General features: G+C 55.4%; 14 protein-coding genes. 6 read left to right on the top strand and 8 right to left on the bottom strand.

Going from position 1 to position 16,195, the window contains the following annotated elements:
• Nucleotides 1-119: 119 nt before the first annotated feature.
• Together ACESSO_RS03595 and ACESSO_RS03590 are read left to right on the top strand one after the other, a co-directional pair.
• On the top strand, nt 120-1,460 hold the full coding sequence (locus tag ACESSO_RS03595; protein WP_373163681.1) for a butyryl-CoA:acetate CoA-transferase: 1,341 nt from the start codon (nt 120-122) through the stop codon (nt 1,458-1,460).
• A gap of 165 nt (nt 1,461-1,625) precedes the next feature.
• On the top strand, nt 1,626-2,180 hold the full coding sequence (locus tag ACESSO_RS03590) for an ECF transporter S component (RefSeq protein WP_373163680.1): 555 nt from the start codon (nt 1,626-1,628) through the stop codon (nt 2,178-2,180).
• Nucleotides 2,181-2,236: 56 nt separating this feature from the next.
• On the opposite strand, the gene ACESSO_RS03585 is transcribed toward ACESSO_RS03590, so the two are convergent.
• The 7 genes from ACESSO_RS03585 to ACESSO_RS03555 form a co-directional block, all read right to left on the bottom strand.
• Complete coding sequence (locus tag ACESSO_RS03585) at nt 2,237-3,535, bottom strand: peptidoglycan DD-metalloendopeptidase family protein (protein WP_373163679.1); 1,299 nt, start codon at nt 3,533-3,535, stop codon at nt 2,237-2,239.
• A gap of 135 nt (nt 3,536-3,670) precedes the next feature.
• A complete protein-coding gene (locus ACESSO_RS03580; protein ID WP_373163678.1) occupies nt 3,671-4,573 on the bottom strand; it encodes a hypothetical protein in 903 nt (300 codons plus the stop codon).
• A 235-nt stretch (nt 4,574-4,808) separates the two neighbouring features.
• Nucleotides 4,809-6,797, bottom strand: a complete 1,989-nt coding sequence (locus ACESSO_RS03575) for a carbohydrate-binding domain-containing protein (RefSeq protein ID WP_373163677.1) — start codon at nt 6,795-6,797, stop codon at nt 4,809-4,811.
• Between the two features lie 17 nt (nt 6,798-6,814).
• The gene (locus ACESSO_RS03570) at nt 6,815-7,510 is read right to left on the bottom strand and encodes a DUF4956 domain-containing protein (protein ID WP_373163676.1); all 696 of its coding nucleotides are present in this window, start codon (nt 7,508-7,510) and stop codon (nt 6,815-6,817) included.
• Entirely contained in the window at nt 7,503-8,222 is a 720-nt protein-coding gene (locus ACESSO_RS03565) for a polyphosphate polymerase domain-containing protein (protein ID WP_373163675.1), read from the bottom strand. Before ACESSO_RS03565 ends, ACESSO_RS03570 begins: the two co-directional genes overlap by 8 nt.
• A 189-nt stretch (nt 8,223-8,411) precedes the next feature.
• The gene (locus tag ACESSO_RS03560) at nt 8,412-9,650 is read right to left on the bottom strand and encodes a sensor histidine kinase (RefSeq protein ID WP_373163674.1); all 1,239 of its coding nucleotides are present in this window, start codon (nt 9,648-9,650) and stop codon (nt 8,412-8,414) included.
• Nucleotides 9,647-10,321, bottom strand: a complete 675-nt coding sequence (locus ACESSO_RS03555) for a response regulator transcription factor (protein ID WP_373163673.1) — start codon at nt 10,319-10,321, stop codon at nt 9,647-9,649. The genes ACESSO_RS03560 and ACESSO_RS03555 overlap by 4 nt, the downstream gene beginning before the upstream one ends.
• A gap of 211 nt (nt 10,322-10,532) precedes the next feature.
• On the opposite strand from ACESSO_RS03555, the gene ACESSO_RS03550 reads away from it, so the two are divergent.
• Nucleotides 10,533-11,198: a GTP pyrophosphokinase family protein gene (locus ACESSO_RS03550; RefSeq protein ID WP_373163672.1), complete on the top strand. Its 666-nt coding sequence runs from the start codon at nt 10,533-10,535 to the stop codon at nt 11,196-11,198.
• A gap of 20 nt (nt 11,199-11,218) precedes the next feature.
• Entirely contained in the window at nt 11,219-12,487 is a 1,269-nt protein-coding gene (locus ACESSO_RS03545) for a DNA recombination protein RmuC (protein WP_373163671.1), read from the top strand.
• A gap of 289 nt (nt 12,488-12,776) precedes the next feature.
• On the opposite strand, the gene ACESSO_RS03540 is transcribed toward ACESSO_RS03545, so the two are convergent.
• On the bottom strand, nt 12,777-13,451 hold the full coding sequence (locus tag ACESSO_RS03540) for a response regulator transcription factor (RefSeq protein ID WP_373163670.1): 675 nt from the start codon (nt 13,449-13,451) through the stop codon (nt 12,777-12,779).
• A gap of 169 nt (nt 13,452-13,620) precedes the next feature.
• On the opposite strand from ACESSO_RS03540, the gene ACESSO_RS03535 reads away from it, so the two are divergent.
• Both ACESSO_RS03535 and ACESSO_RS03530 read left to right on the top strand, forming a co-directional pair.
• Nucleotides 13,621-15,462 carry an efflux RND transporter periplasmic adaptor subunit gene (locus tag ACESSO_RS03535; RefSeq protein ID WP_373163669.1) on the top strand — a complete coding sequence of 614 codons (1,842 nt, stop codon included), beginning with the start codon at nt 13,621-13,623 and terminating at the stop codon, nt 15,460-15,462.
• Nucleotides 15,462-16,193, top strand: coding sequence for an ABC transporter ATP-binding protein (locus tag ACESSO_RS03530; protein ID WP_373163668.1), 732 nt, complete (start codon nt 15,462-15,464; stop codon nt 16,191-16,193). The genes ACESSO_RS03535 and ACESSO_RS03530 overlap by 1 nt, the downstream gene beginning before the upstream one ends.
• Nucleotides 16,194-16,195 lie beyond the last annotated feature (2 nt).

The raw sequence follows: 16,195 nt of genomic DNA, 5'->3' as shown, positions 1-16,195 counted from the left end.
TTTGGGATAATCATGGGAATGTTTTGACATAATACAAACCTTTGCTTGACCTGTATATGCGATTATAGTATAATGAATAGAGATTGTTAAAGAATAGACAATATGGAGGTTGTGGCAAAATGGATTACACAGCACTTTATCAAAGTAAACTGACAACAGCAGAAGAAGCCGTTCAGGTAGTCAAGTCGGGTGACTGGGTGGATTACGGCTGGTGTGTCGGCACACCGGACGTGCTGGATCAGGCGCTGGCCAAGCGTCTGCCGGAGCTGACGGATGTCAATTTCCGCGGCGGTGTTTTGATGCGTGTGCCGGAAATCTATAAGATCGAAGATCCTGCGGCACATATGACATGGAACTCGTGGCACATGTCCGGTATTGAGCGCAAGTTCATCGCTACCGGCGCAGGCTTCTATTCGTCGATGCGCTATTCCGAACTGCCGCGCTTTTATCGGGAGAGTATCGGTCACGTCGATGTGGCCATGCTGCAGGTTGCGCCGATGGACAGCCACGGCTTTTTCAGCTTTGGTCCGCAGGCATCGCATTTGCGTGCCGTGTGCGATGTGGCGGATAAGATCATTGTAGAAGTGAATGAAAATATGCCGCGCTGCTTGGGCGGCATGGAGGATTGCATCCATGTTTCCGAGGTGGACATGATTGTTCAGGGAAATAATGCGCCCATGCCGGAGATGGGTGCGGCTGCGGCAACCGAGGTGGACAGAAAGGTTGCGGAGCTGATTGTGCCTGAGATTCCGAACGGCGCCTGCCTGCAGCTGGGTATCGGCGGCATGCCGAATACCATCGGTGCCATGATTGCGGAATCCGATTTGAAGGATCTGGGCGTACACACGGAAATGTATGTCGATGCGTTTGTTGATATTGCCAAGGCAGGCAAGATCACCGGACGGAACAAGAACATCGACCGCGGCCGTCAGGCCTATGCATTCGCTGCCGGTACCAAGAAGCTGTATGACTATCTGGACAACAATCCGGAGTGCGCTTCCATGCCGGTCGATTATACCAATGATGTGCATGTCATCGCGGGGATTGACAACTTTATTTCCATCAACAATGCGGTCGATATCGACCTGTGCGGTCAGGTCAATGCGGAGTCTGCCGGCACCAAGCAGATTTCCGGTACGGGCGGTCAGCTGGACTTTGTCATGGGCGCATATCTGTCTAAGGGCGGCAAGAGCTTTATCTGCCTGTCGTCGACCTTCAAGCAGAAGGATGGTACGGTGGCATCCCGTATCCGCCCGACACTGGCGAACGGATCGATCGTAACCGATCCGCGTTCGGCCACGCACTACATTGTAACCGAGTATGGTATGGTTAGCCTCAAGGGCAAGGCTGCATGGCAGCGTGCCGAGGCGCTGATTTCGATAGCGCATCCTGATTTCCGTGAGCAGCTGATTGCAGACGCGGAGAAAATGCATATCTGGAAGCGTTCCAACAAGCGTTAAAGCAAAATTATATATGCAAATGAGCAGCCGTCCTATGGGCGGCTGTTTTTTTGCGTGTCTCTATCTGGCATTGTATAAAATGCAAAAACTGACGCTTTCTTACATGCCACAATCGGACTATAATGGTACCATCGAAAGCGAAAACAGAAAGAAGGCGCTGATAACATGACAAATCATAAAACCAAAACCATTATTATAGCCGCATTACTCGCGGCGTTGACCACTGTCGCCACAATGATCATTAAAATTCCGACTCCCACACAAGGTTATATTCATCTCGGCGACGGCATGGTGCTGATTTGCGGCATTCTGCTTGGACCGGGCATAGGAGCGGTGGCCGCTGGCATTGGTTCTATGATGGCCGATCTGTTTGGCGGTTATATGGCATGGGTGCCGGGAACGTTTGCCATCAAGGCGCTGACCGCGCTGGTTGGCGGTTGGCTGTACCATCATATGGTGAAGCGGGAACACATGTCCACGCTGGTGCGTGTGGCGCTCTGCGGCATCCCGGCGGAACTCGTGATGGTTGCGGGATATTATGTCTACGAAACCGGCATGGAGCTGCTGATGGGCAGCACGGCTGAGGCAGCGGCGACTGCTGTGTTGGCAGGCGTGCCGTTCAATGCGGTGCAGGGGCTTGCGGGCGTGATTGTATGCGCGGTGCTGCTGCCGGTGCTGAGCCATGCCAGTGCGGAAATGGGTGCGCGTATCCGCACATGAAATACTTGCAGGAGATAGAAAAAACGAGCCGTTTTGACGGCTCGTTTTTTTGTATGTCAGGCAATGCTGATATATTGCTGGGGATCGACCTTTTCATCACCGACATGAACTTCAAAATGCAGGTGTGGTCCGGTGGAGTTACCCGTATTGCCGGAAAGCGCGATTTTATCGCCCTTAGCAACAATGTCGCCGACTGAAACCAGCAGCTGGGAGTTGTGTCCGTAGAGCGTTTTATACCCGTTCTGATGGTCCAGAATGATATAGTTGCCATAACCGTTGCCGGAATTCTCCGCTACGATCACCTTGCCGTTGTCCGCGGCATAGACCGGTGTGCCTTCATCGGCCGCCAGATCGACGCCGCTGTGCAGTTTGCCCCAACGCCATTTAAAGCCCGAGGTGAAGGTGTAGTTGCTGATGGGTACCATAAATTCGCCTGTGCCAATTCCGATATTGCGTGTGCCGACTTCAATAATCTCGTCGGTTGCATTGCTGAGTACCGTGCGTTCCAGAATGGTGCGTCCGTGTTCCTGTCCGTCTACGGTCTGGATTTCGGCTGTGACCACTGCTTCGCCTTCGCTGCCTTCCTGAATGGTGGCGCAATAGGTTTGGTCCAGTTCGTCATTTTCGCGGGTGATGGTTTCATAGGGGATGGACTCGGTATAGGTCACTGCGCGGGTGGAGGTCACATCCAGCCGCGGGGACAGCTGCTCATAAAGTGTGGACAGGTCGGAAACCCGGTCGGTCTCCGCAACCACTTCATCTACCCGCACGGTTTGCAGAAAATCCGTGTTTTCATCCGCTGCGGTGGTATATTGGGCTTTCACCCGGTCGAGCAACGCCTGCGCATCCTCAGCGGAGCGGCATACGCCGGCACGCTCACCATCGACCGAGATGACGGCCAGCGTGTCCAGTTCTCCGCTGGCATCGATGAGGTCGCTTTTCAACTCCTCTTCGGTTAGAAATTGGGATGCGGGTGCGCGCAGGGTACAGGTTTCAATCGAGACCGGCAGGGTATATGCACCGTCCGACAGCGTGGAGGCGCTTTGCTCGATTTCCGCCACTGCTGCGGTCAGCGTGTCCGAATTTTCTACCAGACCGAGCGGGCGATCGTTGGCATAGATCATCGTGCCGTTTTGCGTGAGCAGCGTGCCGGGTACAAAAAATAACGGCACGAATACGGCAAGCGCGCAGGCTGCGCGTTGCCGTCCGACAGAGCGAACGACACGGCCAATGCCGGACCACAACGGCAGATCATACAGTAGGCAGATCAGTCGGTCCAGCAGCAGAACGGCACGGACCAGCCCGTACAGCAGGCCGGAAAACAAGCCGAAAATAAAAGATAACAGGTTTCGCATGATGGTAGTATGGAGAAAAAGCGCTCCCCATATTCCCTCCTTTCGTAATCCAAAGGTTACATTTTGGTAACAATGGATAGCTTACGCAAACAGGAGGGCGAAGTCATACGAAACCTGTCGGATGATTTAAATATTTTATTTTTTTGGAACGTTGCCGGTGAAATCAGTGGGGAAAAAGCGCGGATCGAGCGGTTTTTGCTGATAATATCGGTCCAGTACGGCTCGCTGCAGCGAAACGGCCAGCGGCACGGCAGCATCGAACAAATCGAAGAAGGAATCCGTGCGATCCTCGTCGTTTGCGGTCCAGACACGGTGCTCCTGATTGGCGCAGTCGGCGGGCAGCGGCTCATCCGGACGGATGAGCGCGGAGGCCAGACCGGTCTTGCCCATCAGGCGTTCCAAGTGCAGCAGGCGGCTGCGGATATGGCTGCCGCTGTGGGTCAGATGCAGGATGCGGCGCATGTCGTGCAGCGAGCGGTACACCGCAGCGGGAGAAATGCGCACGCCGTAGGCATCACGCGCTGCGTGCGCCAGCACGCGGGCCAGTACAGTGCATTCCGCGGCGTTAGGATCGAGCAGACGGAACGCTTCATAGCCTGCAGGTTCGGCAGCGATGTAGCTGGCAATCATGATGCCGTCGATATCGCTTTCGACCAGCTTTCGACGGGCTTCGGTGGAGTAGCCGGGCATGTAGAGCGTTAGGCGGTCGGCCTGTGCCTCGATGAAAGCGTGTGTGACGCGGCTGAGCGCATAATTTGTGCAAAAACCGAACACATAGGCAAGCGCCGCGGTGTTATGCTCCTGCACGGCAGCCGCGCAAAGCGCTTCAAACAGCGGTGCGGGCGGTTCGGTGCAGATGCGATGAGCCAGACGGCGTACCGGACCGGGAAATGGCGCGTGATAAAAGGAAAGCGGGTCTGGACCCTGTGCGCCCCAGCGGTAAGCTGCGGGACAGGCATCCGCAATGTGCGCCACGGAATCCCCTGTGACACGCTGTACGGTTGTGGCAAAAATATGATGGGTGGCAAAAGACGGCATAACAGTTCACCTTCCGCAGACAGCTTTTTGGCAATGCCGCAATATATGCGGCACAACCTTAACAAAACATTATCCATAGTATACCGCATTCGCCTGTAAAAAGCCAGTATAAGCGGCATATATATTTTCTGTCAAAAATGGAAGAGTGTTTCCTCGGAATACATGGAAAGGGCCGGACAGAGATTTGCTCCGTCCGGCCCTTCGGTATGGGTTGTAATAGATGTATTGCGGTAATTCAGGTCGAAGCAGCAGCGGTATCCTGTGCTGTTTCACTGCGGCTGCCGCGATTGCCGCCGCCCATACCGCCATGTCCCATACCGCCGCCGCTGCCGTACAGCAAGCCGTCCAACGTGACTTCCGTGGAGGAGGTGCCGGCCGTGACAGTGTAAGTACCGTCGCTCTCCAGACCGGGGCAGCTGATAACAACAGAACTGAAGGCCTGCGGCGCTTCCCAGGAGGCCAGCATATTGCCGGTGCTGTCGCTCACCGAAACCGTGCTGCCCGCCGCTTGCGTGTCTACGGTCAGCAGAATTGCACCCTGCGTGGAATTTTCACCGAAATTCTGTGCCATACCGGACGAGCCGATGCCAATTACTGTGCCGCCGGTGATGGATGCATTGCCGTTGTAGTCGAGCGCCGAATCCGCACTGCCGTCCTTGGTGGAAACGTAGACCGTGCCGCCGCTGACCGTCAGATCACCGTTGGAGTCCAGCCCGTCGCCGCCCGCATTGATGCTCAGATTACCGCCAGAGATGGTGATATATACACCGCTTTGTGCGGCAAACTGGTCCTGACCGTTGCCGCCAAAGCCGCTCTGGTCGACACCGCCTGCGGCGTTGACTCCGTCATCGCTGGCAACGACGTTGATTTCTCCGCCGCTGACTGTGACGGTCAGACCCTCCAGCCCTTCGTAGCAGGTGGAGATATCAATTTCACCGTCCGAGATGGTCAGCGCATTGTCTGCGTGGAATGCGTCGTCACCGGTCTGGATGCTGACTGCGCCGCCGTGGACCGTCAGGTCGCCGTTCGAGTGGAACGCGTCGTCGGCGCAGTCCAGTGTGAAGCTGCCGCCCAGAATGGTCAGCGCCGTACCGGCTTTCAGCCCCTTGGTGCTGACCGTGTCGGTTGTGTCTGCTTCAGAGGAAGCAGTGCTGTCCGTTGTTTGAGCAGCATCCGTGACGGCAGTGTCCGAAGCTGCGGTGTTTTCGGACGGAGCTGCATCCTGCGGCATATCGGCAGGAGGCTCCATGCCATCCGGAGGTGTTTCACCCGTCGGACGTTCCGGCGGCTGCGTGCCGTCGTCCGTCAGGGACATGCGGCCACCCTTGCCGCCGCCCATACCGCCGGGCGCAGCGTCACTGGTATGCGTCTCGCCGTTTACACTGCCGCCGCCGGTGGTGATAGTGCAGGCGGCGTCATCCACCTGCATCCAGCTGCTCGCGCTCAGCCCGTCGCCTTCCGCTGTGATGGTGAAGGTGCCGCCGGCAAGATAGACAAAGCCTTTGTCGGAATCCTCGGTATTGTCGCTCTGTATAGCATCCTTACCGGTCGTCAGAGTGAAGGCACCGTCCGCGATGCGCACGCTGTCCTTGCCGGACAGGCCCTGACCGGCGGCAGTGACCACATAGGTGCCGCCAGTGACCGCAAGGTCGTCCTTGGTAACTACGCCGTGTCCGGCGGGGGAATCCACGGTGAGCGTGCCAAGACCGTTGAGTGTCAAATCGGACTTGGAGAAGATGACGCCGTCGATGTTATTGTCGTCGAGCTGGGTGAAGGTCTCGCCTCCTGACAGCGTGTTCTGCGTGTCGTCCGCCGTAGTCACAAAGACCTTGTCGGCCTGTCGGACATAGAGAGCAGCGCAGTCCTCACAGTGAATGCTGGCATCGTTCAGCACAAGCTGGACTTTGTCCGTGTCGTCAGCATCGACGATCACCATACCGTCGTCCAGTGTGCCGGACAGAATATAGGTGCCCTCGTCGGTAATGGTGATGGTGCCGCCATCCACGGTGACTGCGTCGCTGTCGCAGGAGGCGGTGCTGCCGGAAAGCGTGATTGAGGCGGCGGTCGTTTCGTCATAGCCGACCTCCAGATCGCGGTCGGTGAACATATCGGATAACGTGACTGGTGTGGTTGGAATGGTCGCATCCGCTGCATCGGCGGCTTGACAGCCGGATACCGCCACGGCAGCCGCCAGGAGCAGTGGCAGCAGGCAATGCTTTTTCATAAACAGATGGCTCCTTCTCATAATTCGGCGGTGATGGTTTCCTGCTTGGAAACCGTAATTTCCAGATTTCCGTTGCGGCAGCGGAGTTTGTCAATCAGCTCTTTTTCCAGATTTGTGCTGCGCAGCGTGATGTTGTAGGTCAGCCGGAACAGACTGCCCATATTGGTGGTTTTCACCTGTGTCAGTTCACAAGTCGAGGTGTATTCCCGCAGCAGTTCGTCAAAGACGCCGGTGTAGTCTAAATCCTCTGGAATGGTGATGTGCAGGGTGCGGTACAGCGCAGCCTTTTTTTCTGCGCCGAAGTCGATGTGGTTATACAGCATGGTAGCCGCGCCCAGTACGATGGCAAACAGGAAGGCATACGCGATATAGCCCATGCCGATGATTAAGCCGGTGCCCATGGCCAGAAAGATGGCGCCTATTTCTTTGGCGGTGCCGGGTACGGAGCGAAAACGGACCAGACTGAACGCACCGGCTACGGCGACACCCGCGCCGACATTGCCGTTGACCATCATGATGACCACGCAGACAATGGCGGGCAGCAGCGCCAGCGTGGCGACAAAGCTGCGGGTGTAGCGCGTACGATACATGTAGCAGGCCGCGAGCAGCAGTCCGGCGAACAGCGCACTTGCCACGCAGAGTAAAAAGTCGGCCACCGGGATGACAGTGGTCATCTCCGTGTCAAACAGGCCGCGAAACAGGTTGTTAAGCATAAAGCAGTCCTCCGGAAAGGTCAGTGTCCAGCATGTTTTGGTATGCTGCGCCGAATTTGGAAAACGAGGTGGGGAAAATATCGTGCGCGGTCAGCGCATGTGTGATCCAGAGCGGCATACCGCCGCCGGTTTTGATTTCCATGAGTGTCTGACCGGCTGCCAGCAAAGGCGTGCCGTAAATCGGACTGCCGAGCGAAAAGTCGCGGCAGCGGTACCGGATATTCTCGTCAAAGGTGATGCGGAAGTCACTGCCGTCCAGCGCACAGAAGGCCTCGCGCTCATACGAGAGAAAGACCGTGGGACGCAGCGTTCGGTAATATGCCCGGAAATACTCGATTTCGTCGGCAATTTGGGACTGCACGGGCAGTGCATCGCCGGTGCGGAAACTGGTCATGGCCTGTTCCTCTGGCAGCACCAGACGCCGCTTATAGACCACTGACTGAAACTTCTTTTTCAGCTCTACGAATACCGGTTCGTCTGGCCGCACCTGCCGGTAACTGCGGATGCGCAGCTTTTCTTTATAGGCGGGCTTTTCCAGCGACCGGCGAATCAGCCGGAAGGTGTCGGTATCATAGTAAATGTTGCGGATAGTGCTGCGGCCGAACTGATCCAGCTGCATCTGTCCCCGCATGGCGCGCAGCAGATGTTCTTTTTGCTGCGCGGTTAGTAAGTATTTGATCTCGTATCGTTCAAAGGTTGTCTGATACGCCATGAATGTGTCCTCCTTGCTGCAGACCTGCCGCGCACAGCGCCGCAAGCCATCCTGTTTATTGATCGTGTTTCAGTATACCGCTGTCGCCTTAACCAAACTTTAACCCAAACCTTAACCGAACTTAAAATTACCGACTTGTGCAAATAACAACACCCGCCTCGAGAAAGGCGGGTGTTATGGTATGGTTTATTATGCAGGAAAAGTAACGGTGATAAGCAGAGAGGCTTCATCTGCGGTAGAAGCGGTGATTTTGCCTCTATGCGCGGTGACGATTGCCAGTGCGATGGAAAGGCCGAGACCGTAGCCGCCGGTCTGCGAGTTGCGGGACTGGTCGGTGCGGTAAAACCGGTCGAACAGGTGCTCGGTCTGGGCTTTGGTGATGTGCTCAACTGCATTCCAGACTGACAGGCGGATGAGGTTCTTCTGTTTTTCCAGCGTGCAGGAAATGGTGCTTTGCGGGGCTGAATATTTGACCGCATTATCCAGCAGAATGGAGAACAGCTTTCGAAGGGATTTCTCGTCTCCGCACATCGAGAGCATCGGCTGGATGCGCAGCTCCAACGTCTTGTCCTGTGTTCGTGCCACCGCCTGAAACGGTGCGATAGTTTCTTCCGCAATGTCGGACAGCGGCAGTTCGAGCATTTGCAGCTGGGTTTGCTCTTCCTCCATGCGGGAGAGAAGAATCAGATCGTTTGTCAGGTCGGCCAGTCGTTTGGTCTGCGTCTGGATATCGCTCACCCATTCGTTTTCCCCATAGTCCATGGCAAGAATTTCTGCGTCTGCATTGAGGATAGTCAGCGGCGTTTTCAGTTCGTGCCCGGCATCGGTGATAAACTGTTTCTGTTTTTCATAGTTTTCCAGAAATGGCCGCACGATGCGCTCGGACAAAAAAATCAGCAGCAGCAAAACCAGCAGCGATCCGACCAGAGACACCCCGATGCAGCTGAAAAACAGTGTTTTAAAGTTGGCCAGTCCGCGGCTGCAATCGAGGAACAGGATGAGCGGCTCTGATGAGGAAGTATCTACCAGAAAGCGATATTGGTCGGCAAAGCCCTGCGTTTTACCCTGCGCCCAGACGGTTTGCGCATAGGAAATGGCGTCCGCAGTATCTACTGCGGCAATTTTTCCGGTGTTGACCGAGCGCACGCTGCCGTCCTGCGAGAGCGTGACAAAGAAATAGCGCGTTTCATAGGGCAGTTCAGGCGATAGATGCGGTTCCTTTTTAGGGAAGGGTTCGTCCGGCGGCGCCTCATGATTGGATTTTGGAAAGAACCCATTGTTGGCAGCCAGAAGCGAGAGCGTGCTGTCTGCATCCCGCATGACCTGAGAGTAGTAAACAATATTCACCGCGCTCATGATGACCAGCAGCACCGCCAGCAGCGAAACCATGGAGGCAATAATCAGCTTGATACGCAGTTTTCGGATCATGGCAGTTCCTCCAGTGAATAGCCCGCGTTTCGGGTGGCCTTGATTTGAATGTTGGCTTGCAGAGCGGACAGCTTTTTGCGTAAATAGGAGATATAGACCCATACCACATTGATTTCCGCCTCGCTGTCATAGCCCCAAATCCTTTCCAGCAGGCGTTCGGATGCAATGAGGCTATGTGGATTGCGCATGAGCAGTTCGAGTACCTGAAACTCCTTGTTGGCCAGCCGAAAGCTGCCTGCTGGAGTGGACAGCTCAAAGGTGGCGCAATCCAGCGTCACGTTTCCCATTTGCAGGCGCGAATCGGTTTGGGCAGTCTGAGTACGGGTCATTGCCCGGATGCGTGCCAGCAGCTCCTGCGAGTGAAACGGCTTGGTCAGGTAATCGTTTGCCCCGGCATCCAGCCCGAGCACCTTGTCGTCAACCTCGGCTTTTGCAGTCAGCATCAATATCGGAATTCGGCTGCCCTTGCTGCGGATGGTTTTGAGTACGGTGATGCCGTCGACCTTGGGCATCATGATGTCCAGAATGACGCCGTCGTAATTGTCCGCTTCCAGATAATCGAGCGCGGCCTGTCCGTCGTTCACGGCGTCCACGGAATAGTTGTTTCGCTCCAGAATGGTGACCAGTGCTTTGGACAGAGCCTTTTCATCCTCAGCCAGTAATAATCTCATATGATCTTCTCCTTATCAGAGCGTGCTGCAGCTGCTTGGCGTCTTTTATTTTATTATACTATACCAATGCAACTTTAAATGGAGTTAAACTCGCGGCGGAACGTGCTTCGGCAGATCAGACGAGGCGGCACTGCGGGCGCTGCCGATTGTGTGCGCAGCGGAACTGTGGTATAATAAGAAAAATTATGTCGTTGCAAGCGGAGGGAATAGGATGGATCTTGCAGATTTTTTTGCGATGGATAAATTGTCGCAGCATGACGAGGAACAGCTGCTTGAATCCGCGATGCAGTTGCAGCAGATGATGATGCTCTACGAGGCGGGCATCCGTGAAATCAAAACCAAGCTGGATATTTTAAACGATGAATCGCGTATTTCGGGCAAGCCCAGTCCAATCGACTCGATCAAAAGCCGCATCAAAACCCCGCGCAGCATCATCGGCAAGCTAAAACGGCGCGGGTATCCCATCTCGCTGCAGTCCATGATGGAAAATCTCAACGATATCGGCGGCATCCGCGTGATCTGCCCGTTCATTGAAGATATTTACACCGTGGCCGATATGCTGATGCGGCAGGACGATTTGACGCTGGTTGATCGCAAGGATTATATCGAAAATCCCAAACCCAACGGCTACCGCAGCCTGCATCTGATTTTGGAGGTGCCGATTTTCCTGTCTGACCGCACACAGCCCGTGCATATCGAACTGCAGCTGCGCACAATTGCGATGGATTTCTGGGCCAGTCTGGAGCATCAGCTGCGTTACAAGTCCGATGTCAAGGTGCCGGCGCATATCTCGGATGACCTTAAGGCCTGCGCCGATGTCATTGCCGCAACGGATGAGGAGATGCAGCGCATCGCCAAGGAATTACATGTACTCTGAACCGAAAGGAATTACTCTCTATGCAATACATACCCGTTATCACGCTGGCGCTGGTCGTTGTGCTGCTGGTGCTTGTCATCGTGCTGCTAACCCGGCGGCCGCAGCCGTCCGGTGGCAGCGACGCGAACAGCTCTATTACGGCGCTGGGCACGCTGGTCAATCAGAATCTGCGCGAGGGGCGCGAGGCACAGATGAGCCAGCTTTCTGCAATGGACCAAAGCCTCGCAGGGAAAATGGGCGCGGTGACCGATCAGCTTGGTCAGTTTGAGCGGCGGCTGCACGGCTTTACCGCGGAAACTACGCAGAATCTGGAGAATATCCGCGTCACGGTGGATCAGAATCTGCGCGCGATGCAGGCGGATAACAATAAAAAGCTGGACGATATGCGGCAGATTGTGGACGAGAAGCTGCAAAAAACGCTGTCCGAGCGAATGAACGAGTCTTTTCGGCTGGTCAATGAGCGGTTGGAGCAGGTTTATAAGGGGCTGGGCGAAATGCAGACGCTCGCGCAGGGTGTAGGCGATTTGAAAAAGGTACTGACCAACGTCAAAACGCGCGGTATTGTAGGTGAAATCCAGCTCGGCGCGATTTTGGAGGACATTCTTGCGCCTGAGCAGTATGCCGTCAACGTTGCCACGCGGCCGAACAGCCGTAATGTGGTAGAGTATGCGGTTAAGCTGCCGGTCGAGGACGGCGGCCATGTCTGGCTGCCGATTGACTCCAAATTTCCGGGCGATACCTATGGTGCTCTGCGCGATGCCTACGAGGAAGGCTCGCGCGAGCAGATTGACGCCTGCGCAAAAGCGCTGATCGCCACGCTCAAGTCGGAGGCTAAGGATATCCGCGACAAATATTTGGAGCCGCCGTATACGACGGATTTCGGCATCCTGTTTCTGCCGTTTGAGGGTCTGTACGCCGAGGCAGTCAGCCGCGGCATGGTGGAGGTGCTGCAGCGTGATTACCATGTCAATATCGCCGGACCCAGCACGATGGCGGCACTGCTCAACAGCTTGCAGATGTCGTTCCGTACAATTGCAATCCAGAAGCGTTCGGGTGAGGTATGGAGTGTGCTGGGCGCGGTCAAGACCGAATTTGATAAGTTCGAGGCTTGCCTGACGCAGACGCAAACCCGACTGGATCAGGCCAGCCGCGAGCTGGACAAGCTGGTCGGTACGCGCACACGGGCGATTCGCCGCAAACTCAAGGGCGTAACCGAACTGAGTGAAGCGGAAAGCCAGTCGGTACTCGGATTGACGGACGGCGCAGATGTGCCGGATGACGAGGAGTGAAACAAAGGGGCTGTCCTGTGGAGGGACAGCCCCTTCATAAATTCTTAAGAAAAATTTCACAGTTTTGTGAAGGACAGGCAGCACAAAACCGGATAAAATAAAATCAGAAACATAAAGGAGGATCGTGGTATGAATCAGGACAATGAAAAAACGAATGGACTGTGGAATTGGTTCCGGCACTGGACAGATGTCCTGTTCGGCCCGATTGAGCGCGGCAAGTACCGCGGCTGGTAATGCAGAAAAACGTCCCTGCGGCCATGCAGATGCATGTGGCTGCGGGGACGCTTTATTATGCCTCGATATAGTAGCCTACGCCGCGCTCGGCGTGGATATGTGCATCCGATCCGATGGTGCGCAGCTTGCGTCGCACCAAGGATAAGTAGACCTCGATGGCGTTGTAAGCGGATTCACTGTCGATACCCCAGACCTTTTGACGCAAGGTTTCACGCGGCAGAACCTGACCGGTGTGCAGCAGGAACAGTTCGATGAGCTGCATTTCCTTGCAGGATAAGCGCACCTCGCCCTTCGGTCCTTGCAGCATGCAGTGTCCGCGGTCGAGCGACAAATCGCCTGCCTGAAGTAGGCGGGGCTGCAATACCGGACTCCTTCGACTGAGCGCGCGGATGCGTGCCAGCAGCTCGCCAATAAGGAAGGGCTGGGTCAGCACATCGTCCGCACCGGCGTCCAGCACCAGAATGCGGTCGCGCGCGGACAGATGTGCCGCCACAATCAGAAGCGGCACGGACATACCGTCCTCCCGCAGTGCAGGAAGGAGCGCGGTCAATTGCTGCGCTGCAGCTTTACCTGCACTGTCGGTCAACAGGACTGCGACGTCATACAGTCCCTCCGGGCAGAGAAGCGGATCCGTGCCGGGCAATGGGATATGGTCGAATAAAATATGGTCGTGTCGTAGTGCTTGCGGAATCTTTTCATTTTCGGTTGCCCCAATCAAAAGAACGCGCATGAAGAATCTCCTTTCTTTCAAGGGTGCCTTTTATTGTGCGCGATGTATGTGGAGTTTTTGTGTAGGAGTGATGGAAAAACTGTTAATTTACGGTTTCTTCAATCTTTCTTCAAACAGTTACGCTTATGATGGTACGCGGTAATAAAACCTGAGCAGGAGGGAGCAAAGATTGAAACTGCCGTTTGATAAACTGCGCGATAAAAAGCCCCAAAAGGGAAAAAAGATGTTTTTTTCGGGCAACGAGGACAAAGTGGAGCCTTCCACGGAAAGCGCGCCGCCCGGCGTGCACAGTAAAAAGAAAAAACGCCGGAAGCTGAAAAAGAAGATAGTGATTCCGGTCGCGCTGTTGGTTGTGCTTGCCGGCATATTCGGCGTGCGGCACTTTTTCCTGTCCGGAAAGGGAGAGGTGACGCAGACGTTTACCGAGAGTGAAGCCTCAAGGCAGGACATCCAGCTGACCCTGTCTGCAACCGGCACCATCGAACCGGCCAATCAGTACGATGTCACCAGTTCGGTGCAGGGTGAGGTGCTCTCGTGCACATTCGAAGAGGGCGACGAGGTGAAAAAAGGCGATACCCTGTATGAAATCGACAGCACGGATGCGCAGAATTCGATTGAACAGGCGCAGCTGTCTCTGCAGCAGAGCCAGAACAGCTACAACCAGACGGTTGAGAGTCTGGATGACCTTAATATCAAGTCGGAAAAAGCCGGCGTGGTGACCAAGCTGTATGTGGACGAGGGCGATCAGGTGCAGGCGGGTGCGACAATTGCAGATGTGCGTGATTCCTCATCCATGGAGCTGACCGTGCCGTTTAATGCTTCGGATGCGGCCACATTCAGCGTGGGCAGTGCGGCAACAGTCACGATGGACAGTTCGTTTGAAACACTGACCGGCACTGTTACAGCGATTGATGCGGCGGATACCGTGCTGGACGGCTATCAGATTGTCCGTTATGTGACCATTCGAGTGAGCAATCCGGGCGGTTTGTCCACCTCCTCGGCGGCAAGCGCAACGATAAACGGCGTGGCCTGTAATCAGGGTGCAAACTTTACCTATCTGTCCGAATTTACCATCACGGCGGACACCGCCGGGAAAGTAGCGAGCCTGTCTATCCGGGAGGGATCATCCGTGTCGGCGGGGCAGACGGTGGCGACGCTGTCCTCCACTTCGGTGGAAAATCAGGTGGAAAACAGCAAGCTGTCGCTGGCGCAGCAGCAGCTTTCCTATCAGAATACGGTTGATAAGCTGGACGATTATACCATCACCGCGCCTATCGACGGCACGGTGATTACCAAAAACACCAAGGTGGGCGACACGCTCGACGCGACCAATGGTCAGACGACGCTGGCGGTCATTTATGATTTGTCCTATCTGACCTTTGATATTTCGCTTGACGAGCTGGACATCAATCAGGTGACGGTAGGGCAGACGGTCAATATTACCTGTGACTCGCTCGAGGATGCCGGTACCATCGAAGGCGTGGTGACCAAGGTTTCGGTTGCAGGTACAACCGAAAACGGTGTGACCAGCTATCCGGTGACCGTGCAGATTGACAACCCGCCGGAGGATTTGCTGCCTGGAATGAATGTGGACGCGACCATTGTGGTAGATGAAGCGCCGGATGCGGTTGCTGTGCCGATTTCCGCAGTGCAGCGCGGAAATATCGTTTATGTCAAGGATGACAGCGCAAAGAATACGGACGGGACTATGGTGAACGGTACGCTGCTGCCCGACGGCTGGAAGGCGGTCGAGGTGGAAACCGGCCTGTCGGACGACAATTATATCGAGATTGTCTCCGGCATTGCGGAAGGAGATATCGTTTATGTGCCGCAGGTAATGCATGAGTCGTCCAGTGAGGAGAGCGAGATGGGTATGATGCCCGGAGGCGGTATGGGCGGCATGGCCGGCGGTGATATGGGCGCTATGCCTGCCGGTGGCGGAGGCGGCGGTATGCCCTCCGGCGGTGGTGGCAGTATGCCCTCCGGTGGTGGCGGAGGCGGTATGCCGTGATGAATACGCAACAGGCTGTAAACGAAACACCGCTGATTGAGCTGCGCGACGTTTATAAGATTTATCATATGGGCGATACGGATGTGCATGCCTCGGACGGTGTTTCAATGAAAATTTATAAGGGTGAATTTGTGGCGATTGTCGGTCAGTCCGGTTCGGGAAAAAGTACGCTTATGAATATCATCGGCTGTCTGGACGTGCCGACGAGCGGGCAGTATTTTCTAAATGGGGAGGATGTTTCCGAACTGACAGACGATGAGCAGGCCGAGATTCGAGGCAAAACGCTGGGTTTTATCTTTCAGCAGTATAATCTGATTCCCAAGCTGAACGTGCAGGAAAACGTGGAGCTATCGCTGTTGTACGCAGGCATGCCCGCAGACGAGCGCGCCGAGCGGGCGCGGTATCAGATTGCGCGCGTCGGCCTTGCAGGCAAGGAGAAAAATCTGCCGAGTCAGCTCTCCGGCGGTCAGCAGCAGCGCGTTTCCATCGCCCGCGCGCTCGCCGGGAACCCTTCGGTTATCCTTGCAGACGAGCCGACCGGCGCGCTTGATTCGCGCACCAGCCGCGAAGTGCTGGATTTTCTGCAAAAGCTCAACGACGAAGGAAATACCATCGTTCTGATTACGCATGATAACGGCATTGCGCAGGAGGCAAAGCGCGTCATCCGCGTGGCGGACGGAAAAATCATCTTTGACGGCCCGGCGCGCGAGGCCTTCCCGAGAGGAGACTGACG

The sequence above is a fragment of the Agathobaculum sp. Marseille-P7918 genome (genome assembly GCF_964248325.1).
Classification (GTDB): domain Bacteria; phylum Bacillota; class Clostridia; order Oscillospirales; family Butyricicoccaceae; genus Agathobaculum.
The sequence above is the reverse complement of the archived record's forward strand: the minus strand, read 5'-3'. Positions and strand labels throughout refer to the sequence as shown.